This is a genomic window from Streptomyces sp. NPDC059785, from assembly GCF_042732375.1.
In the GTDB taxonomy this organism is placed as follows: Bacteria; Actinomycetota; Actinomycetes; order Streptomycetales; family Streptomycetaceae; genus Streptomyces.
On the sequence record NZ_JBHWHV010000010.1, the window covers coordinates 46,312 to 61,412 of the forward strand.

General features: G+C 71.9%; 13 protein-coding genes. 4 read left to right on the forward strand and 9 right to left on the reverse strand.

The annotated features are described in order from the left end of the window. Nucleotides 1-4 precede the first annotated feature (4 nt). The 7 genes from ACFV6E_RS10155 to ACFV6E_RS10185 all read right to left on the reverse strand — a co-directional run bounded on the left by ACFV6E_RS10155 (nt 5) and on the right by ACFV6E_RS10185 (nt 7,913). Entirely contained in the window at nt 5-889 is an 885-nt protein-coding gene (locus ACFV6E_RS10155) for an immunity 49 family protein (RefSeq protein WP_385460393.1), read from the reverse strand. 12 nt (nt 890-901) lie between these two features. Continuing rightward, complete coding sequence (locus ACFV6E_RS10160; RefSeq protein ID WP_385460396.1) at nt 902-3,652, reverse strand: hypothetical protein; 2,751 nt, start codon at nt 3,650-3,652, stop codon at nt 902-904. Then, complete coding sequence (locus ACFV6E_RS10165) at nt 3,649-4,071, reverse strand: DUF6507 family protein (protein ID WP_385460399.1); 423 nt, start codon at nt 4,069-4,071, stop codon at nt 3,649-3,651. The genes ACFV6E_RS10160 and ACFV6E_RS10165 overlap by 4 nt, the downstream gene beginning before the upstream one ends. 81 nt (nt 4,072-4,152) lie before the next feature. Further along, on the reverse strand, nt 4,153-5,613 hold the full coding sequence (locus ACFV6E_RS10170) for a sensor histidine kinase (RefSeq protein ID WP_385168453.1): 1,461 nt from the start codon (nt 5,611-5,613) through the stop codon (nt 4,153-4,155). Then, a complete protein-coding gene (locus tag ACFV6E_RS10175; protein WP_385168456.1) occupies nt 5,610-6,341 on the reverse strand; it encodes a response regulator transcription factor in 732 nt (243 codons plus the stop codon). Before ACFV6E_RS10175 ends, ACFV6E_RS10170 begins: the two co-directional genes overlap by 4 nt. An 86-nt stretch (nt 6,342-6,427) precedes the next feature. Next, nucleotides 6,428-6,613 carry a hypothetical protein gene (locus tag ACFV6E_RS10180; RefSeq protein ID WP_385168459.1) on the reverse strand — a complete coding sequence of 62 codons (186 nt, stop codon included), beginning with the start codon at nt 6,611-6,613 and terminating at the stop codon, nt 6,428-6,430. A gap of 46 nt (nt 6,614-6,659) precedes the next feature. Next, nucleotides 6,660-7,913, reverse strand: coding sequence for a S1C family serine protease (locus ACFV6E_RS10185; protein WP_385168461.1), 1,254 nt, complete (start codon nt 7,911-7,913; stop codon nt 6,660-6,662). A 422-nt stretch (nt 7,914-8,335) separates the two neighbouring features. Here ACFV6E_RS10185 and ACFV6E_RS10190 point away from each other — a divergent pair, with 422 nt between their 5' ends. Continuing rightward, complete coding sequence (locus ACFV6E_RS10190) at nt 8,336-10,081, forward strand: trypsin-like serine protease (protein WP_385460402.1); 1,746 nt, start codon at nt 8,336-8,338, stop codon at nt 10,079-10,081. An 81-nt stretch (nt 10,082-10,162) separates the two neighbouring features. On the opposite strand, the gene ACFV6E_RS10195 is transcribed toward ACFV6E_RS10190, so the two are convergent. Together ACFV6E_RS10195 and ACFV6E_RS10200 are read right to left on the reverse strand one after the other, a co-directional pair. Then, complete coding sequence (locus ACFV6E_RS10195) at nt 10,163-11,185, reverse strand: LacI family DNA-binding transcriptional regulator (RefSeq protein WP_385168465.1); 1,023 nt, start codon at nt 11,183-11,185, stop codon at nt 10,163-10,165. Nucleotides 11,186-11,208: 23 nt separating this feature from the next. Next, nucleotides 11,209-12,015 carry a response regulator transcription factor gene (locus ACFV6E_RS10200; RefSeq protein WP_385460405.1) on the reverse strand — a complete coding sequence of 269 codons (807 nt, stop codon included), beginning with the start codon at nt 12,013-12,015 and terminating at the stop codon, nt 11,209-11,211. Between the two features lie 249 nt (nt 12,016-12,264). Between ACFV6E_RS10200 and ACFV6E_RS10205 the strand changes: the two genes are divergently transcribed. The 3 genes from ACFV6E_RS10205 (at nt 12,265) to ACFV6E_RS10215 (ending at nt 14,971) form a co-directional block, all read left to right on the forward strand. After that, complete coding sequence (locus ACFV6E_RS10205; RefSeq protein ID WP_385460408.1) at nt 12,265-13,179, forward strand: alpha/beta hydrolase; 915 nt, start codon at nt 12,265-12,267, stop codon at nt 13,177-13,179. A gap of 78 nt (nt 13,180-13,257) precedes the next feature. Further along, complete coding sequence (locus tag ACFV6E_RS10210; RefSeq protein WP_385177544.1) at nt 13,258-13,512, forward strand: MoaD/ThiS family protein; 255 nt, start codon at nt 13,258-13,260, stop codon at nt 13,510-13,512. Between the two features lie 10 nt (nt 13,513-13,522). Then, complete coding sequence (locus ACFV6E_RS10215) at nt 13,523-14,971, forward strand: hypothetical protein (protein WP_385460411.1); 1,449 nt, start codon at nt 13,523-13,525, stop codon at nt 14,969-14,971. Nucleotides 14,972-15,101 lie beyond the last annotated feature (130 nt).

The window sequence follows — 15,101 nt, forward strand, 5'->3', positions numbered from 1 at the left end:
CGGCTCAGGTGTCGATCTCGCCCCGCCAGGCGAAGTCCAGCAGCGCCTTCGGCAGGTACTCCGACTCCACCTCGACCGGCAGACCGCGTTCCTTGGCGAGACAGGCGATGGCGAGGGGGCCGAGGGCCACGAAACCCCGATTGCTGATCTGGCGGTCGTCGTCCCAGGTCCAGTACGTCTTGTGCCAGTTGAGCGCGTCGACGAGCGCCTCGTTGAACTCGGCCGGGTCCGCCCGCAGGACCCGGTAGAAGAGGATGATCGGCGGATACAGGATCAGCGACATCTCGTTCTGGTCCGCGTAGCGTGCCGAGTCCGGTCCGGTGCCGTCCACGGCGGCGGTCAGGTGGGTCGCCACGTCGTCCCGTCCGAGCCAGAAGCTCTGGAGGGTCTCGACCCACGAGTAGATGTACTCGTCGAGGGTCGCGCCGGACTCCCGCAGCAGCGAGACGGGCACCCGGGCCAGCTCGTTCAGCCGCTCGACGTCCCGGCAGACCAGCGCGAGGTAGAAGGCGGTGACCCAGGAACCGGCGTTCACGTGCGGCTGCGGTCCGGTGGTCGGGAGCTGCCGGTCCTTCTCCTTGATCCGGCACGTCACCGTGGAGCCCTCCGGCCGGGAGGCCATGGCGAACCAGGCGGAGCCCACCTGCATGGCGGTGACCCACGCCTCCCAGGTCTCGAACTGGGAGGCGTCCGGGTCCACCTCGCACCGGGCGTTGGCCAGGGCCAGCGCGGTGCTCAGGGCGCGCGCCCTGAGATCGGGCGAGCTGTCGAACTCCTCGAGCTGCCAGTTGACGGTCTCCGTGAGCCCTTCCAGCCCCGCTGCCGTGTCGATGTCGTTCTCGACGTCGATGCTCGGGGGATAGCCATGGCGGGGAATGCGCGTAACCACTGCCGTACTCCTCTAGTAAATCTTGAAGTGATCGAGGCTGGCTCCAGCGTATTTGCCGGTGTTCTCCGTGGCCTTAACCATGACGTACTGGAGCTTGCCGCTCTTGAGAGCCTGGCTTATCTGGCGGGCGAGCATGGCGTTCGTCACGGGCTTCCCCGAGCTGTCCCGGATCACGTTGCCCGCGCTGTCCTTCGCCAGCAGGCCTCCGCGCTCGGTCATCTCGGCGATGATCGTCTCGATGTACGGCCGCGTGCCCTGCTGGACCATCCAGTTCTCCGCGGAACCGGCACCCCGTCGCCAGATCGGCCTGGCCTTCGGCGCCTTGGCCTCCGCGATGACGAGGGAGCCGTCGTCGAGCCGGTAGAGCTGGTCGAACATGTTCGCCCCGTTGGGCGTCTTCGGCAGGTCGATCCACTGAGGATGCTGGTCGGCGAACGCCTCCGGGATGATGTGCCGCATGGCGGCCTGCTCGCCGAGCGCCTCGGCGATCGAACTGTTGGCCTTGTTCAGCTCCGGCATCTCCGCGGTGAACGCCTGCTGCGCCTTGTTGAGCTCCGCCAGGTGCGCCGCGTCAGGAGTCTTGTTGTACGCCTGCTCCGCGGCGATGAGGGCGTTGGCCACATGGCGGTTCTTGGCCGCCTTGTTGAGGTCGTCGAGCTCATGGAGCGGCGCCGTGTCCGCACCGAACGGGCTGTGGGGATCGGGGTAGCTCTTCGCCCCCGGCTTGGCCGGCAGCGAGTCCTTCGAGATCCAGCTGCCGTCCGAGTCCTTGGCCAGGATCGGCAGTTCGTTCCCGTGCTCGTCCAGCGTCATGACGCTTCTGCGGTGGCCGTCGGAGCGGTAGAACGTCTCGAACCAGCTCTTGCCGGTGTGGGGCAGCGGCGTCGGATCGTTCGCCTTCTTGATCTGCTCCTCGACGATCTTCTTGGCCTCTTCGGGCGTCCGCTCCCGCGCGGGCTGCTGCCCCTCGTCCCCGGCGCGACCGGCGTCACCGGCGGCGTCGTCTCCGGCGCGACCGGCGTCACCGGCGGCGTCGTCTCCGGCGCGACCGGCGTCACCCGCGGCGTCGTCCTCGGCATGACCCGCGTCCGCCGCCTCGTCCCCGGTCCGGCCCAGGTCGTCCAGGCCGCCCGTGTCACCGCTGCCGGCTCGGCCCGCGTCGCCCGCGGCGTCGTCGCCCGCGCGGCCGACGTCGTCGAGGCCGCCGAGACCGCCGCCGCCCCGGCCACCGCCGCCCCCACGGCCGACCAGTGTCTCGCCGAGGGAGTCCACGCTCCGGCCGCCGGGCACGGTGACCGTGTCCGCGCCCCGGCCCGCCGTGGCCGCCGACTCCGCCGCGTGCGTGCCCGCGCCGACGCCCACGAGCTGCGGCTGCTCGGTGCGTACGCCCGCGGGCTCCTCATGGCTCGCCTGGGCGGCCCGCTCCGGCGCCGTCCCCTCGTGCTGGACGGAGTCCAGCGACTCCCGGACCGTGCCGTCCACGTTGTGCAGCTGGAGGGTCTCGGTGTTGAGGTAGACGACCTCGCCGTTCTCCTCCAGGCGGACGCTGTTCTCGGGGGTGAGGCCCGCGGGCAGTTCGTCGAGCTTCGCGGGGTCCTCGGCGATCCGGTAGGCGTTGTCGCCGAGCTGCACCCAGGTGCCGTTGGTGACGCCCTTCAGGCTGGCCATGACGTCACCGATCCTGGTGAAGCCCGCGCCGACGCCCTTGGCGATGTACGTCATCGGGTCGACGATGCGGCCCGCCTTGCCGGCGAAGGAGATCGCCTTCGCGATGGCGCCGGTCTTGGCGGCGGTGCCGGAACCGCCGGTGAAGACCGTGGTCAGGACGTTGAAGGTGACCGCGCCCGCCGCGCGCGAGGGGTTCTTGCCCCACTCGTCCCACGCCACCAGCGCCTTGCCGGTCTCGACCACCGCGGTGCGCGAGTCGCGCAGCCAGGACGGCAGCTTGTCGTCCGGCATCAGCCAGTAAGCGGTGCCGACGATCGGCATGCCGGTGATGACGATGCCGGTCAGCAGCTTGCCGAGACCCGTCCACGCCTGGCCCGCCGCGTCCCAGCCGTCGAAGCCGACCAGCGTGCCGAGGCCCTTGATGGTGCCCCACACACCGTCGACGAAGAATCCCTTGGTGAAGTCCCACAGATGCTCGTGGATCATGTACCAGGGCGTGGACTCCTCGACCGGGTCGCCCCAGGGCAGACCCTCGGCGTTGTTGAGGTCCTCGGCCCGGTAGCCGTACATGTGCTCGCCGTTGGAGCCGTCGTTCAGCGTCAGCGGGGTGCCGCCGACCAGCGCGACGATCTTGTTGTAGCAGGTGCGCTCGGCGGCCTGGAAGGCCGCCCAGGCGGCGTTGACCTCCTCGCGCCGCCCGTTGTTCTCGTCGACCTTGTCGCCGTCCTCGCGCCAGTCGTCGTCGTCCGCGATGCTGCGCGCGAAGGCGGCGGCGTCGGTGCGCAGGCTCTCGAACTTGGCGACCAGCGGCCGGATCTCCGCCGCGTACGTGCCGAGCGCCGAGGCGACCGTGCCCAGTTCGGTGCAGAGCTCGTCGCCCGCGGTGGCCACGGGCGCGGTGGTGGCGAACAGCTTGTCCGCCTCGGGCGCCTCGTAGAAGGAGGACAGGCCCTGGAAGCGGGTGTCGATCTGGCTGCCGGCGTCCCACAGGTCGAAGGCGTCCGTGCTGAGCGCGCTCACGTCCTTCTCGAGCTGCTCCAGATCACCGGTGAACTTGGGGATCTCGTTCGGGTCCAGGGCGGTCTGGTCGCTCATTTACCGCCCCCGGTGTTCGCACCCGGCAGATCGATCTTCGGTTCCTTGAGCGCTTCCTTCTGGGCGTCGGCGGCCATGTCCAGGTCGCCGTGGTTGTAGGCGTTGGTGGCCTGGGCGGCACCCTGCACGGAGTTCACAGTGCGCTGCGCCATGAACGCCAGCTTCTTCTGCCGCTCCGACAGGTACTCGCTCAGCGCGGCGGCCACCGGGCCCACCGGCACGCGCGGTGTGCCGGGCACCACGGGGCCGACCATCGGCCCGTGGAACTGCCCGCCCGGTACGGCCGTGCCCGCCGAGGCGGCGGCACTGGCCATGTTCTTGCCGAGGGACGTGGCGACCTTCTCCAGGTCGCCGCCCGCCTCGCCCGTGGTCGTCAGCGTGGCCTGCACGCCGACGGGATCGATGTCCCACCCCGTCATCCCAGCCCCCGTCCAGCCGTTGACAGACACCTTGCGTGGTTCGAGCCCAGTATTGGGCCGTTGCAGCAAAGTTGCTCCTGATTATGAGAGTTCAGGAGGGGGCGTTCCGGTTCCCGGCAGACGGATGACGGCCAGTGTGCCGCCGCCCTCGGCGGGCGCGAGCGACACGTCGCCGCCCGCCTGCTGCACCGTCCGCGCGACGATCGAAAGACCGAGCCCGGAGCCCGGCAGCGCGCGGGCGGACGGGGAGCGCCAGAACCGGTCGAATACGTGCGGGAGTTCGTCGGCGGAGATGCCGGGTCCGTGGTCGCGCACGGTCAGGACGCCTTCACCCAGGGAGACGTCGATGGCGCCGCCCTCCGGGCTGAACTTCACCGCGTTGTCCAGGATGTTGACGATCGCCCGCTCCAGCGCGGACGGCTCCGCGCGCACGTACCAGGGCTGTACGTCCGCCCTGATCGTCAGCTCCGGGCCGCGCAGCCGTGCCCGGCGCAGTGCCGCCTCGACGGTGTCCTGGAGCGCGACCACCTGGGCGCGGTCGGCGGGCTGCCCGGAGTCGGACCGCGACAGCGTCTGGAGGTCGCCGATCAGCTCGGCCAGTTCGGTCATCTGCGCCTTCACGGAGGCGAGCAGCGCCTTGCGGTCCGCCGGCGGGATCGGGCGGCCGGTCTCCTCGCTGCGGGTGAGGAGTTCGATGTTGGTGCGCAGGGAGGTGAGCGGGGTGCGCAGCTCGTGGCCGGCGTCGGCGATGAGCTGCTGCTGGAGCTCGCGGGAGCTGGCCAGCGACGAGGTCATCGAGTTGAAGGAGCGGGACAGGCGGGCGACCTCGTCCTCGCTGTCCTCCTCGACGGGGATGCGGATGGTGAGGTCCTCGGTGCGGGCGACGTGCTCGACCGCCTCGGTCAGCCGGTCCACCGGGCGCAGGCCCGCACGGGCCACCGCGAGTCCGGCGGCCCCGGCGCCGACGACCCCGATGCCGGAGACGGCGAGCAGCAGCAGCGCCAGTTCGTTCAGCGTGGACTCGGTGCCGCGCAGCGGGAAGGCGATGGTCAGGGCGGCGTCGTCGACGATCTCCTGGCTCATGCTCCCCGGCCGGGTCACGCGCAGCGGCACGGTCAGCACCCGCACCGAGTTGCCGTCGCTGTCGGTGCCGTTGTGCAGGGTGTACGCGCCGAGTTTGGGGCTGCTCGCGATCGCCTTGTCGCCGGAGGTGACGTCGACCGACCCCGCCGAGGAGTCGAAGACGCAGGCCGTGCCGTCGGCCTTGAGGATCTGGATGTAGTACTCGGACCGCGGGCGGAAGCCCTCGCCGCTGTCCGGGTCCAGGGTGCAGTTGTTGGCGGTGGTCTGCGCGGCGTTGTACGGGATGGGCTGCTGCTGCGACTTCAGGTCGTTGTCGACCTCGGCGTACAGCTTGTCGTGGACGATGAACCAGCAGGTGACGGAGACCGCGGCCACTCCGAACGCGACCGCCGCGGCGACCAGCAGGGCCAGCCGGGAGCGGATCGGCAGGGAGCGGATGCGGCGCAGCGCCCTGTTCACTCGGCGCCGCCCGAGCGCAGGACGTACCCCACGCCCCGCACCGTGTGGACCAGGCGCGGCTCGCCGCCGGCCTCGGTCTTGCGGCGCAGGTACATGACGTACACGTCCAGGGAGTTGGAGCTCGGCTCGAAGTCGAAGCCCCAGACGGCCTTGAGGATCTGTTCGCGGGTGAGGACCTGGCGCGGGTGCGCGAGGAACATCTCGAGCAGGGTGAACTCGGTGCGGGTCAGCTCGACCTGCCGCTCGCCCCGGGTGACCTCGCGGGTGGCCAGATCCATGCGCAGGTCGCCAAAGGTGAGCGCGTCGTCCTCGGGGGCGCCGACCGCGGTCGCCGCGTAGGAGCTGCGGCGCAGCAGGGCCCGGATCCGGGCGAAGAGCTCGTCCAGCTCGAAGGGCTTCACCAGGTAGTCGTCCGCTCCCGCGTCGAGACCGGTGACCCGGTCGCCGACGGTGTCGCGGGCGGTGAGCATGAGGATCGGTGTGGTGGTGCCGGCGCCGCGCATCCGGCGGGCCGCCGTCAGCCCGTCCATACGGGGCATCTGGATGTCGAGGACGACCAGGTCGGGCTGGTAGGCGGTGGCCTTCTCCAGCGCGTCCGCGCCGTCCACGGCGACCTCGGTGTCGTATCCCTCGAAGGCGAGGCTGCGCTGGAGTGCTTCGCGGACCGCCGGCTCGTCGTCGACGATCAGGATGCGCTGGGTTTCACGGTCGCCTTCGGCGGGGCTCATGGCGTTTCGTTCCTCGGGTGCGGTCGGACGGGGAGGGCTCCTTCAGCCTCGCACGTTTCGGCGCTGCTCAGGTCCTGGTGAAAGGTTCAGCCGCGGACGGCCGCGGTGCGGCGGCGGCCGGCCGGGCGGCGGGCCTGGCGGGCGGCGGACGGTGCCAGCTCGGGGGCCCGCGCGGCCGGCGGGGTCAGTTCGAGGGCCACGGCGAGCGCCAGGCCGTAACCGGCCGGGTCGCCGCCGTCGGTGACGCCGTGGTGGGTTGTCTGCTGGATCATGCGGACCTCCTGGAGTCCTGGGTCACTGGCCCCGGTGCGGGACGGCTCAGCTGTCGGAGCCGCCGGCCCGCAGGGTGTCCAGGTCGGACTTGACGGTGTTGATCGGGATGGCGAAGCCGAGGCCGACGCTGCCCGCGCTGGAGGAGCTGGACGAGGAGTCGGAGGCGGAGTACATCGCGGAGTTGATGCCGATGATGTTGCCGTTCATGTCGATGAGCGCGCCGCCGGAGTTGCCCGGGTTCAGCGAGGCATCGGTCTGGAGGGCCTTGTACGTGGTGGTGGAGGAGCCGGTGTCGCCGTTGAACTCCTGGCCGCCGAACTCGAACGGCCACTGGCCGCTGCCGCCGCCCTGGCCCTGCCCCTGCTGCTGGCCCTGGCTCTCGTCGGTGGAGACGGTGACGTCCCGGTCGAGCGCGGAGACGATGCCGCTGGTGACGGTGCCGGTCAGGCCCTCGGGGGAGCCGATCGCCACGACCTCGTCGCCGACCGCGACCTGGGAGGAGTCGCCGAGGCTCGCGGCGGTCAGCCCGGAGGCGTTCTCCAGCTTGATCAGCGCCAGGTCCTTCTTGCTGTCGGTGCCGACGACCTCGGCGGTGTAGGACTTGCCGTCGCTGGTCGACACCTTGATCGACGAGGCGCCGGAGATCACGTGGTTGTTGGTGATGATCTCGCCGCCGCTGGTGATGATCACGCCGGAGCCGGTGGACTCGCCGGAGCTCGAGGTGGCGCTGATCTCCACGATGCTCGGGCTGACCGCCGCGGCGACGGCGGAGACGCTGCCCTTCTTGCTGGCCGGCAGCACGCTGGTGCTGGCGGTCGTCGTGGTGCTGTCCTTGCCGGTCAGCGTCTGGAAGGCGTACGCGGTGCCGCCGCCCACGGCCGCGGCGGCGATGGCCACGGCGGCCAGCAGGGCGATCGGGCCCTTGGCGCGCTTCTTCGCCGGAGCGGGGGCGCCCGCCGGGTCGAGGGGCGCGGCCGTGAGGACCGCGGTGGAGGCGGCGGCGCCGGGCTGACCGGCGGCGTATCCGTCGGCCGCGTATCCGCCGTCACCGGCGCCGTTGCCGCCGCCGCCCTGGCCCGGGGCCGGCCACACCGTGGTGCCCGGCTCGACGGCGACCGGCGCGGCCGGCTGGTACGCCGGCGGGGGCGGCCATTCGGGGTTCACTGGAGCGGGGTTCACAGGAGCGGAGGCCTGCTGCTGGGGGTACGCCGACCGCTGGTCGTCGCCCTGGACGTACCCGGACTGCTCGCCCTGCTGGGGGTGCTCGTACTCGCCGCTGCGGCGGAAGCTCTCGGTCATGGGAATAAGACTGAAGCCCGATCATGAGAGCTCGCTGAGTGGCCGCTGAGAAGCCCGACAGAACCGCGTATGCCCGATATAAAGCCGGTCGGCCCGGCAAACGGGAGGTTGCCACGGGGTGAGGGTGCGGAAGGCGGCGGACGAATACTTGACGGCGTTTGTGAAGCCCCTGTGCACGCCGCCGCGATCTGCTTACGATCACCCGGCCGGAGGGGGGCTCCGCGGTCGCACCTGTGCCAACTGGCGCCGAACAGGGCTGGGTTGGTCATGCCGTCCGCGTCGACGCGGGCGTGTCGAGGCGGCTGCCAGGTGCTGTGCGTCGTACGCCCGCCTCGGGCCCTGATGATCCTGACGACTCACACCACCCATCCCAGGAGCCCTGAGTGATACGTGCCCTGCGTGACCGCTGGAGACGCCCCGCCATGGTGTTGCCCGCGGCCGCTCTCACGCTGGCGCTGAGCTGCGCCGGCGTACTCGCGGCGCAGCCCGCGCTCGCCGCGGACACCCCGCCCGGCCTGTCCGGCGCGCCCGCCGCCGCCCCGTCCGGGGCCCCCGAGCCGACCGCCTCGGACACCGAGCTGCGCCACCGGGTCGTCGAGGCCGCCAAGGACCGGACCGCGCCCGAGAAGCCCGCCGACTCCGCCAAGAGCACCGAGTCCGCGAAGAAGACGCCGTTCATCATCGGCGGCAGCACGACCGGCATCTCCAGCGCGCCCTGGATGGTCCAGCTCGCCTACTACGACAGCGCCACCGACGAGGGTTACTTCTGCGGCGGCACCCTGGTCGCCCCGAACAAGGTCCTCACCGCCGCCCACTGCGTCGCCGGCCTCGACTGGGTGAACAACGGCGCCGTTCTGGCGGGTGCCACCGGCCTGTACGACGACACCACCGGCACGGTGGCCGGCGTCTGGCGCCAGTGGAACCACACGAACTACAACGCCGACACCGCCAAGAACGACGTCGCGGTCCTCACCCTGGACCGGCCCCTGGAGCAGCAGTGGCTGCGCCTGGCGGCCTCCAACGACAGCGCGCTCTACAAGGCCGGCACCAGCGCCACCGTCTACGGCTGGGGTGTGACCTCCGGCGCGGACGGCGCCGACCTGTCGTCGACGCTGCGCAAGGCGAGCCTGCCGCTGGTGGCCGACTCCACCTGCAACAGCGCGATGCAGTCCGTCCTCGGCGCGGACTACTTCGTCGAGGGCTCGATGATCTGCGCGGGCACCCCGGCGACCGGTGCCGACGAGGGCACACAGAGCGCCTGCAACGGTGACTCCGGCGGCCCGCTGGTCGTCGGCAACAAGGTCGTCGGCATCGTCTCCTGGGGCGTCGAGGGCTGCACCGCCCAGGGCGCCTACCCGGTCTTCACCAAGGTCTCGTCGTACACCTGGGCGGCCCAGCCGCGCATCGACGACACCGACGAGTCCCTGGACGGCCGGGCCGACCTGCTGGCGCGGACGCCCTCCGGCGGCCTGTTCGAGCAGGACAGCCTGGGCACCTCGCTCGCCAGGCGCGCCTACCTGAGCACCGGCTGGGACAGCATCAGCTGGGGTATGCAGGCGGACCTGGACCGGGACTTCCTGCAGGACTGGATCATCCGCGACAAGACCGACGGCAAGCTCTACCGCCAGTACTTCGACCACGCCTCCGAGTCGTGGACCTGGATGCAGATCAGCTCGGTGTGGGGCGGCTACAAGTCGTACGCGATCCCGGGCGACATGACCGGCGACGCCCGCCCCGACCTGGTCGCGGTGGACGCGGACGGCTCGGTGTACCTGTACCCGGGCAAGGGCACCGGCCAGTTCTACGGCAAGGTCAAGGTCGTCGACAAGTCGTGGAAGAACGTGAAGATCTTCGGTCACGGCGACCTGTCCGGCGACGGCAAGGCCGACCTCCTGGTCCGCAACAGTTCCGGTGTCCTGTACCTGTACCGCGGCACCCAGGTCGAGAAGACCCCGTGGTCGACGCGCATCCAGGCGCGTACCGGCTGGAACTTCACCTCGTACGTCGCCAACGGCGATGTGACCGGTGACGGCATCGCGGACATCATGGCCCGCGACTCCGGCGGCACGCTCTGGCTGTACCCCGGCACCAACAAGGCGTCCAGCAGCCTCTTCGGCAACCGCATCAGCCTGGGCACCGGCTTCAACCAGTACAACCTGCTGTTCTAGTACGACCCGCTGTCCCGGACCCCTCGCCCGGCCCGTGCGGCCGGACGAGGAGTCCGTTCCGCGTGCCGCTCCTGCGGCGGCTCAGGCGCAGCCGCAGGAGCGGCGGACCACCAGCCGGGACGGGAACAGCCTGAGCCGCTCGCGGCGGGATCCCGCGACTCTGAGGCCGTCGTCGAGCACCAGGTCGACGGCCGCGCGGGCCATCGCCGAGCGGTCGGAGGCGATCGTCGTCAGCGGCGGATCGGTCAGCGCCGCCTCCTTGACGTCGTCGAAACCGGCCACGGCCAGCTCGCCGGGCACGTCGATGCGCAGCTCGCGGGCGGCCCGCAGCACGCCGATCGCCTGGTCGTCGGTGGAGCAGAAGATGGCCGGCGGCCGGTCGGGGCCCGCGAGCAGGTCGAGCCCGACCCGATAGGCGTCGTAGCGGTTGTACGGGGCCTCGAAGAGCCGGCCCTCGGTGGGGATGCCGGCCTCCTGCATCGCGCGCCGCCAGCCCTCGACGTGGTCGGAGACCGGGTCGCCGACCGCCGGGGTCTCCGCCGTGCCGCCGAGACAGGCGACGTAGGGGTGGCCGTGCTCCAGGAGATGGCGGGTGGCGAGCTGCGCGCCGCCGATGTCGTCCGTGACGACGGCGACGTCGTCGATGGCCTCGGGCCGCTCGTGCAGCAGCACCACCCGGGCGTCCCACGCCTCGATCTCCGCGGCGGCGTTGTCGTTCAGCGCGTGGCTGACCAGGATCAGGCCGGAGACCCGCATGCCGAGGAAGGCCCGCAGATAGTGGACCTCACGCTCGGCGACGTAGTCGGAATTGCCGACGAGGACCATCTTCCCGCGCTCCGCCGCGGCCTGTTCCACGGCGTGCGCCATCTCCCCGAAGAAGGGCTGGCGCGCGTCGGGAACGATCAGGCCTATGAGCTCCGTCCGCCGCGAGGCCATGGCCTGGGCGACCCGGTCGGGCCGGTAGCCCAGCTCCTTGATCGCGGCGAGAACGCGCTCGCGCGTGGCCGGGGCGACCGGCCGGGGTCCGTTGTTGATGACATAGCTGACGACGGCGGTCGAAGTACCCGCCAGTCGTGCCACGTCGTCCCGAGTCACCTTGGCCACGCGCGGAGTCTACGCGGATGGACCTACCTGTGGGCAGGCTGTGCGGGGGCTTCCTGTGCGGTCACGGCCGCGGCGGCGTCCTCGGACGCGGGCTCCTCCGTCTCCGCGGGCTTCGGCCGGGCAGCCTTGGCCTTCGCCTCGTCGGCGGCCCGCTCCACCTTTTCCGGCGTCACGAAGCGGTAGCCCACGTTGCGGACCGTCCCGATCAGCGACTCGTGCTCGGGGCCGAGCTTGGCGCGCAGCCGCCGTACGTGGACGTCGACCGTGCGCGTACCGCCGAAGTAGTCGTAGCCCCAGACCTCCTGGAGGAGCTGGGCGCGGGTGAAGACGCGGCCCGGGTGCTGCGCCAGGTACTTCAGGAGCTCGAACTCCTTGAAGGTCAGGTCGAGCACGCGGCCCTTGAGCTTGGCGCTGTACGTCGCCTCGTCCACCGACAGGTCGCCGTTGCGGATCTCCATGGGGGAGTCGTCGGCGACGATCTGCTGGCGGCCCATGGCCAGCCGCAGCCGGGCCTCGACCTCGGCCGGACCCGCCGTGTCGAGCAGCACGTCGTCGATGCCCCAGTCGGCGGTGACGGCCGCGAGGCCGCCCTCGGTGACGACGAGGACGAGCGGACAGCCGGGTCCGGTGGACCGCAGGAGCTGGCACAGGCTGCGGACCTGCGGCAGGTCGCGGCGCCCGTCGATCAGGATGACGTCGGCACCGGGGGTGTCGACGAGTGCGGGGCCCTCGGCCGGGGCCACCCGCACGTTGTGCAGCAGCAGTCCGAGCGCGGGAAGCACCTCCGTCGACGGCTGGAGGGCGTTGGTCAGGAGCAGCAGGGAACTCATCGCGCCCCTCCCGCCCGGATCGTCATACGTTCGTGCACGGTTCGCTCGCCCATAACGTCTGGTTCCTCCTCGGTCCCATCGAGGACGTTTACGGCTGCCTCGTACTGCGGTGCGGATCCCGCGCCCCAAGGATCCACTGCGCCGGCTCCGAACCGCTTCGTATACCGGGTTCGTATACAACGCTTCAGAAAGCACAAAAGGACCCGGGGGCTGCATTGCCCGAGTCCTCTGCCCAGCACAATAGCCCACATGAGTTCTGGTTCGGCAGGTCATGTGACGCGATCTACCGGCCGTCCGGAGTATGAGACGGCCGGTCGGGGACCCGCGCGCACGTTCCTGCGCACGGCCGACGGGGTCCCTGTCGACGCGGCGTACACCCCCGGAAGGGGTACGTCCGAGACCGCGCCGGACGGCCTCGCCGTCGTCGTCGCGCACGGCTTCACCGGAGACCTGGAACGCCCGCACGTCCGGCGCGCGGCGGACGCCTTCGCGCAGTACGGGGCCGTGGTCACGTTCTCCTTCCGGGGCCACGGGGCCTCCGGCGGCCACTCCACGGTCGGCGACCGCGAGGTGCTCGATCTGGACGCCGCCGTGCGGTGGGCGCGTGAGCTCGGCCACACCAGGGTGGCCACCGTCGGCTTCTCGATGGGCGGGTCCGTGGTGCTGCGCCAGGCCGCCGCACGGGACGCCGCCGTGGTTGCGGAGCACAGGGGGCGCACAGAAGCGCGTACGGAGGCACACGCGGGAGCGCTGACGGCCACGACGGTGGACGCTGTCGTGGCCGTCAGTGCCCCGGCCCGCTGGTACTACCGCGGCACGGCCCCCATGCGGCGCCTGCACTGGCTGGTGACCCGCCCGATGGGCCGCGCCGTCGGCCGCTACGGCCTGCGCACCCGCATCCACCACCGCGACTGGGACCCGGTCCCCGCGTCCCCGGTCGAGTCGGTGCCGCTGATCGCGCCGACCCCGCTGCTGATCGTGCACGGCGACCGGGACGGCTACTTCCCGCTCGACCACCCGCGGATGCTCGCCGAGGCGGCCGGCGACGGCGCCGAACTCTGGCTGGAGCACGGCATGGGCCACGCGGAGAACGCCGCCGACGACGCGCTCCTGCACCGCATCGGCCACTGGACCGCCGCGCACACCGCCGCGCATACGGGCTAGCGCCGGGTGCGGGCTAGCCTGGCCGTGCCGGGTCACCGACGACCCCGGCACCGACTTCACCACTGATCGAGGAACCAGATGGCAAAGGGCACGGTGCGGTACTGGGCCGCCGCCAAGGCCGCGGCCGGTGTCGCCGAGGAGCCGTACGAGGCGGGCACGCTCGCCGAGGCGCTCGCCGCGGCACGTGAGCGACACCCCGGCGAACTCGTCCGCGTCCTGCGGCGCTGCTCGTTCCTCGTCGACGGTGACCCCGTGGGCACCCGCGGGCATGAGACGGTACGGCTGGCCGACGGCGGCACGGTCGAGGTGCTCCCGCCGTTCGCAGGAGGGTGACCGAGAAGCCATGAGCAACCAGCCGTACGACCCCCAGTACGAGGGGTACGACCCGTACCAGCAGCAGTCCCAGCACCAACAGCCCCAGCAGCACCAGTCCCAGCCGCAGTCCGGCTGGCCGGGGCAGCAGCAGCCGTACGACGAGGCGCAGCAGCACCAGTACACCCAGCAGTGGGAGGGCCAGACCTGGGAGACCCAGGTCCAGCCCCCCGTCTCCGCCGCGGGCACCGCGTACCTGCCCCCGCAGAACTACTCGGAGCCCCCCGCCGCACCGCGGCCCGGCACCGGGCAGGGCTACGGCGGCGGACAGGGCTACCCGCAGCCGTCCGCACCGGCGCAGAGCTACGGCGGGCAGCAGCACGCCCACGGACAGGGCCACGGCGGGCAGGGCTACCCCGGACAGGGCTACCCCGGACAGGGCTACGGGCAGCAGAACCCGGCCGGGCAGCGGCACGCCGATCCGTCCGCCTCGCCCGCCCCGTCGCAGGGGTACTACCAGCAGGCCGCCCCCGCGCACGGCACCGCCGGCCGGCCGCTGCCGCCGGAGACCCCCTCGGGCCAGTGGCCGGGCGCGGCCTCCGCCGAACCGGCGGCAGCTCCCGGTACGAGCACCCCGAGCGGCACCAACGGCTCGAGCGGCACCGGCACCACCGATGCCGACGAGCCCGGCTACGGCCCCGCGACCATGACCGGCAACGCCCGCGTCACCGACGCCCAGCGCGCCCGCGCCGAGGGCCGTTCGCCGATCATCGAGCCCGGCATACAGCCCGCCGTGCTCACCGCAGTCCTCGGCCTGCTGCTCTCCGGCACGGCCGCGATCGGCGAATACGCCCTCGTCGTACCGCTGGTGCTGCTCCAGGCGGTCACCGCGGCCGGCTGGTTCCGGCTGAACGGCATGTGGCCCGCCCGGCAGGGCATCGCGCTGGCGTTCCTGGGCGCGGTCGTCGCGGACGTCGTGCTGCTCGCGGCCGGGCGGGACCACGCGCCCGCCGCGATCCTCGGCACCATCGGCGTCTGGGTGCTGCTCTCGCTCGTGCTGAACCTGCGCAGCCACGCCGACCCGGACACCCGGATGTACGGCCTGATGGCGACCGTTGCCTCGGCGGCGCTGTCGATCGTCGCGGCCGGGCACCTCGGCGCCGACGCGGACGCGGTGACGGTGGGTGCCGCCGCGGTCGCCGTGGCGATCGTGGCCCGCGCGCTGCCGCTGCCGACGGTGGCGTCCGTCCTGGTGGCGCTGGCGGTCGGCGCGGGCGCGGGTGCCGTCGTGGGCGGCCTCACCGACTACGGCACCGACGGCGCCCTGCTAGGCGCGGGCGCCACGGTCTGCGCGCTGATCGGCCACCGGGTCGCCAGCTACGACTACCCGTCCCGCTTCGTCCACATGACGGCCGGTGTGGCCCTCCCGCTCACCGCCGCCGCCCCCGCCGTGTACCTCCTCGGCCGCGCGCTCGGCTAGGGCCCCCTCCGGGTCCTGCCGCGAGCGGGACCTTCGTCACAGGTGATCGACATCTCGCGAGGTCCCCGGTTCCGGGGGCCTCGCGCGGATAGGCTCGCAGACCGGCGGCCACGCAGGCCGCCGGCCGAAC

Bases quoted from the DNA above. Each gene is read 5' to 3' on its own strand.
- ACFV6E_RS10165 (WP_385460399.1), bottom strand. From the start codon at position 4,071: ATGACGGGGTGGGACATCGATCCCGTCGGCGTGCAGGCCACGCTGACG.
- ACFV6E_RS10160 (WP_385460396.1), bottom strand. From the start codon at position 3,652: ATGAGCGACCAGACCGCCCTGGACCCGAACGAGATCCCCAAGTTCACC.
- ACFV6E_RS10210 (WP_385177544.1), top strand. From the start codon at position 13,258: ATGGCAAAGGGCACGGTGCGGTACTGGGCCGCCGCCAAGGCCGCGGCC.
- ACFV6E_RS10185 (WP_385168461.1), bottom strand. From the start codon at position 7,913: ATGACCGAGAGCTTCCGCCGCAGCGGCGAGTACGAGCACCCCCAGCAG.
- ACFV6E_RS10190 (WP_385460402.1), top strand. From the start codon at position 8,336: ATGGTGTTGCCCGCGGCCGCTCTCACGCTGGCGCTGAGCTGCGCCGGC.
- ACFV6E_RS10215 (WP_385460411.1), top strand. From the start codon at position 13,523: ATGAGCAACCAGCCGTACGACCCCCAGTACGAGGGGTACGACCCGTAC.
- ACFV6E_RS10180 (WP_385168459.1), bottom strand. From the start codon at position 6,613: ATGATCCAGCAGACAACCCACCACGGCGTCACCGACGGCGGCGACCCG.
- ACFV6E_RS10205 (WP_385460408.1), top strand. From the start codon at position 12,265: ATGAGTTCTGGTTCGGCAGGTCATGTGACGCGATCTACCGGCCGTCCG.
- ACFV6E_RS10175 (WP_385168456.1), bottom strand. From the start codon at position 6,341: ATGAGCCCCGCCGAAGGCGACCGTGAAACCCAGCGCATCCTGATCGTC.
- ACFV6E_RS10200 (WP_385460405.1), bottom strand. From the start codon at position 12,015: ATGAGTTCCCTGCTGCTCCTGACCAACGCCCTCCAGCCGTCGACGGAG.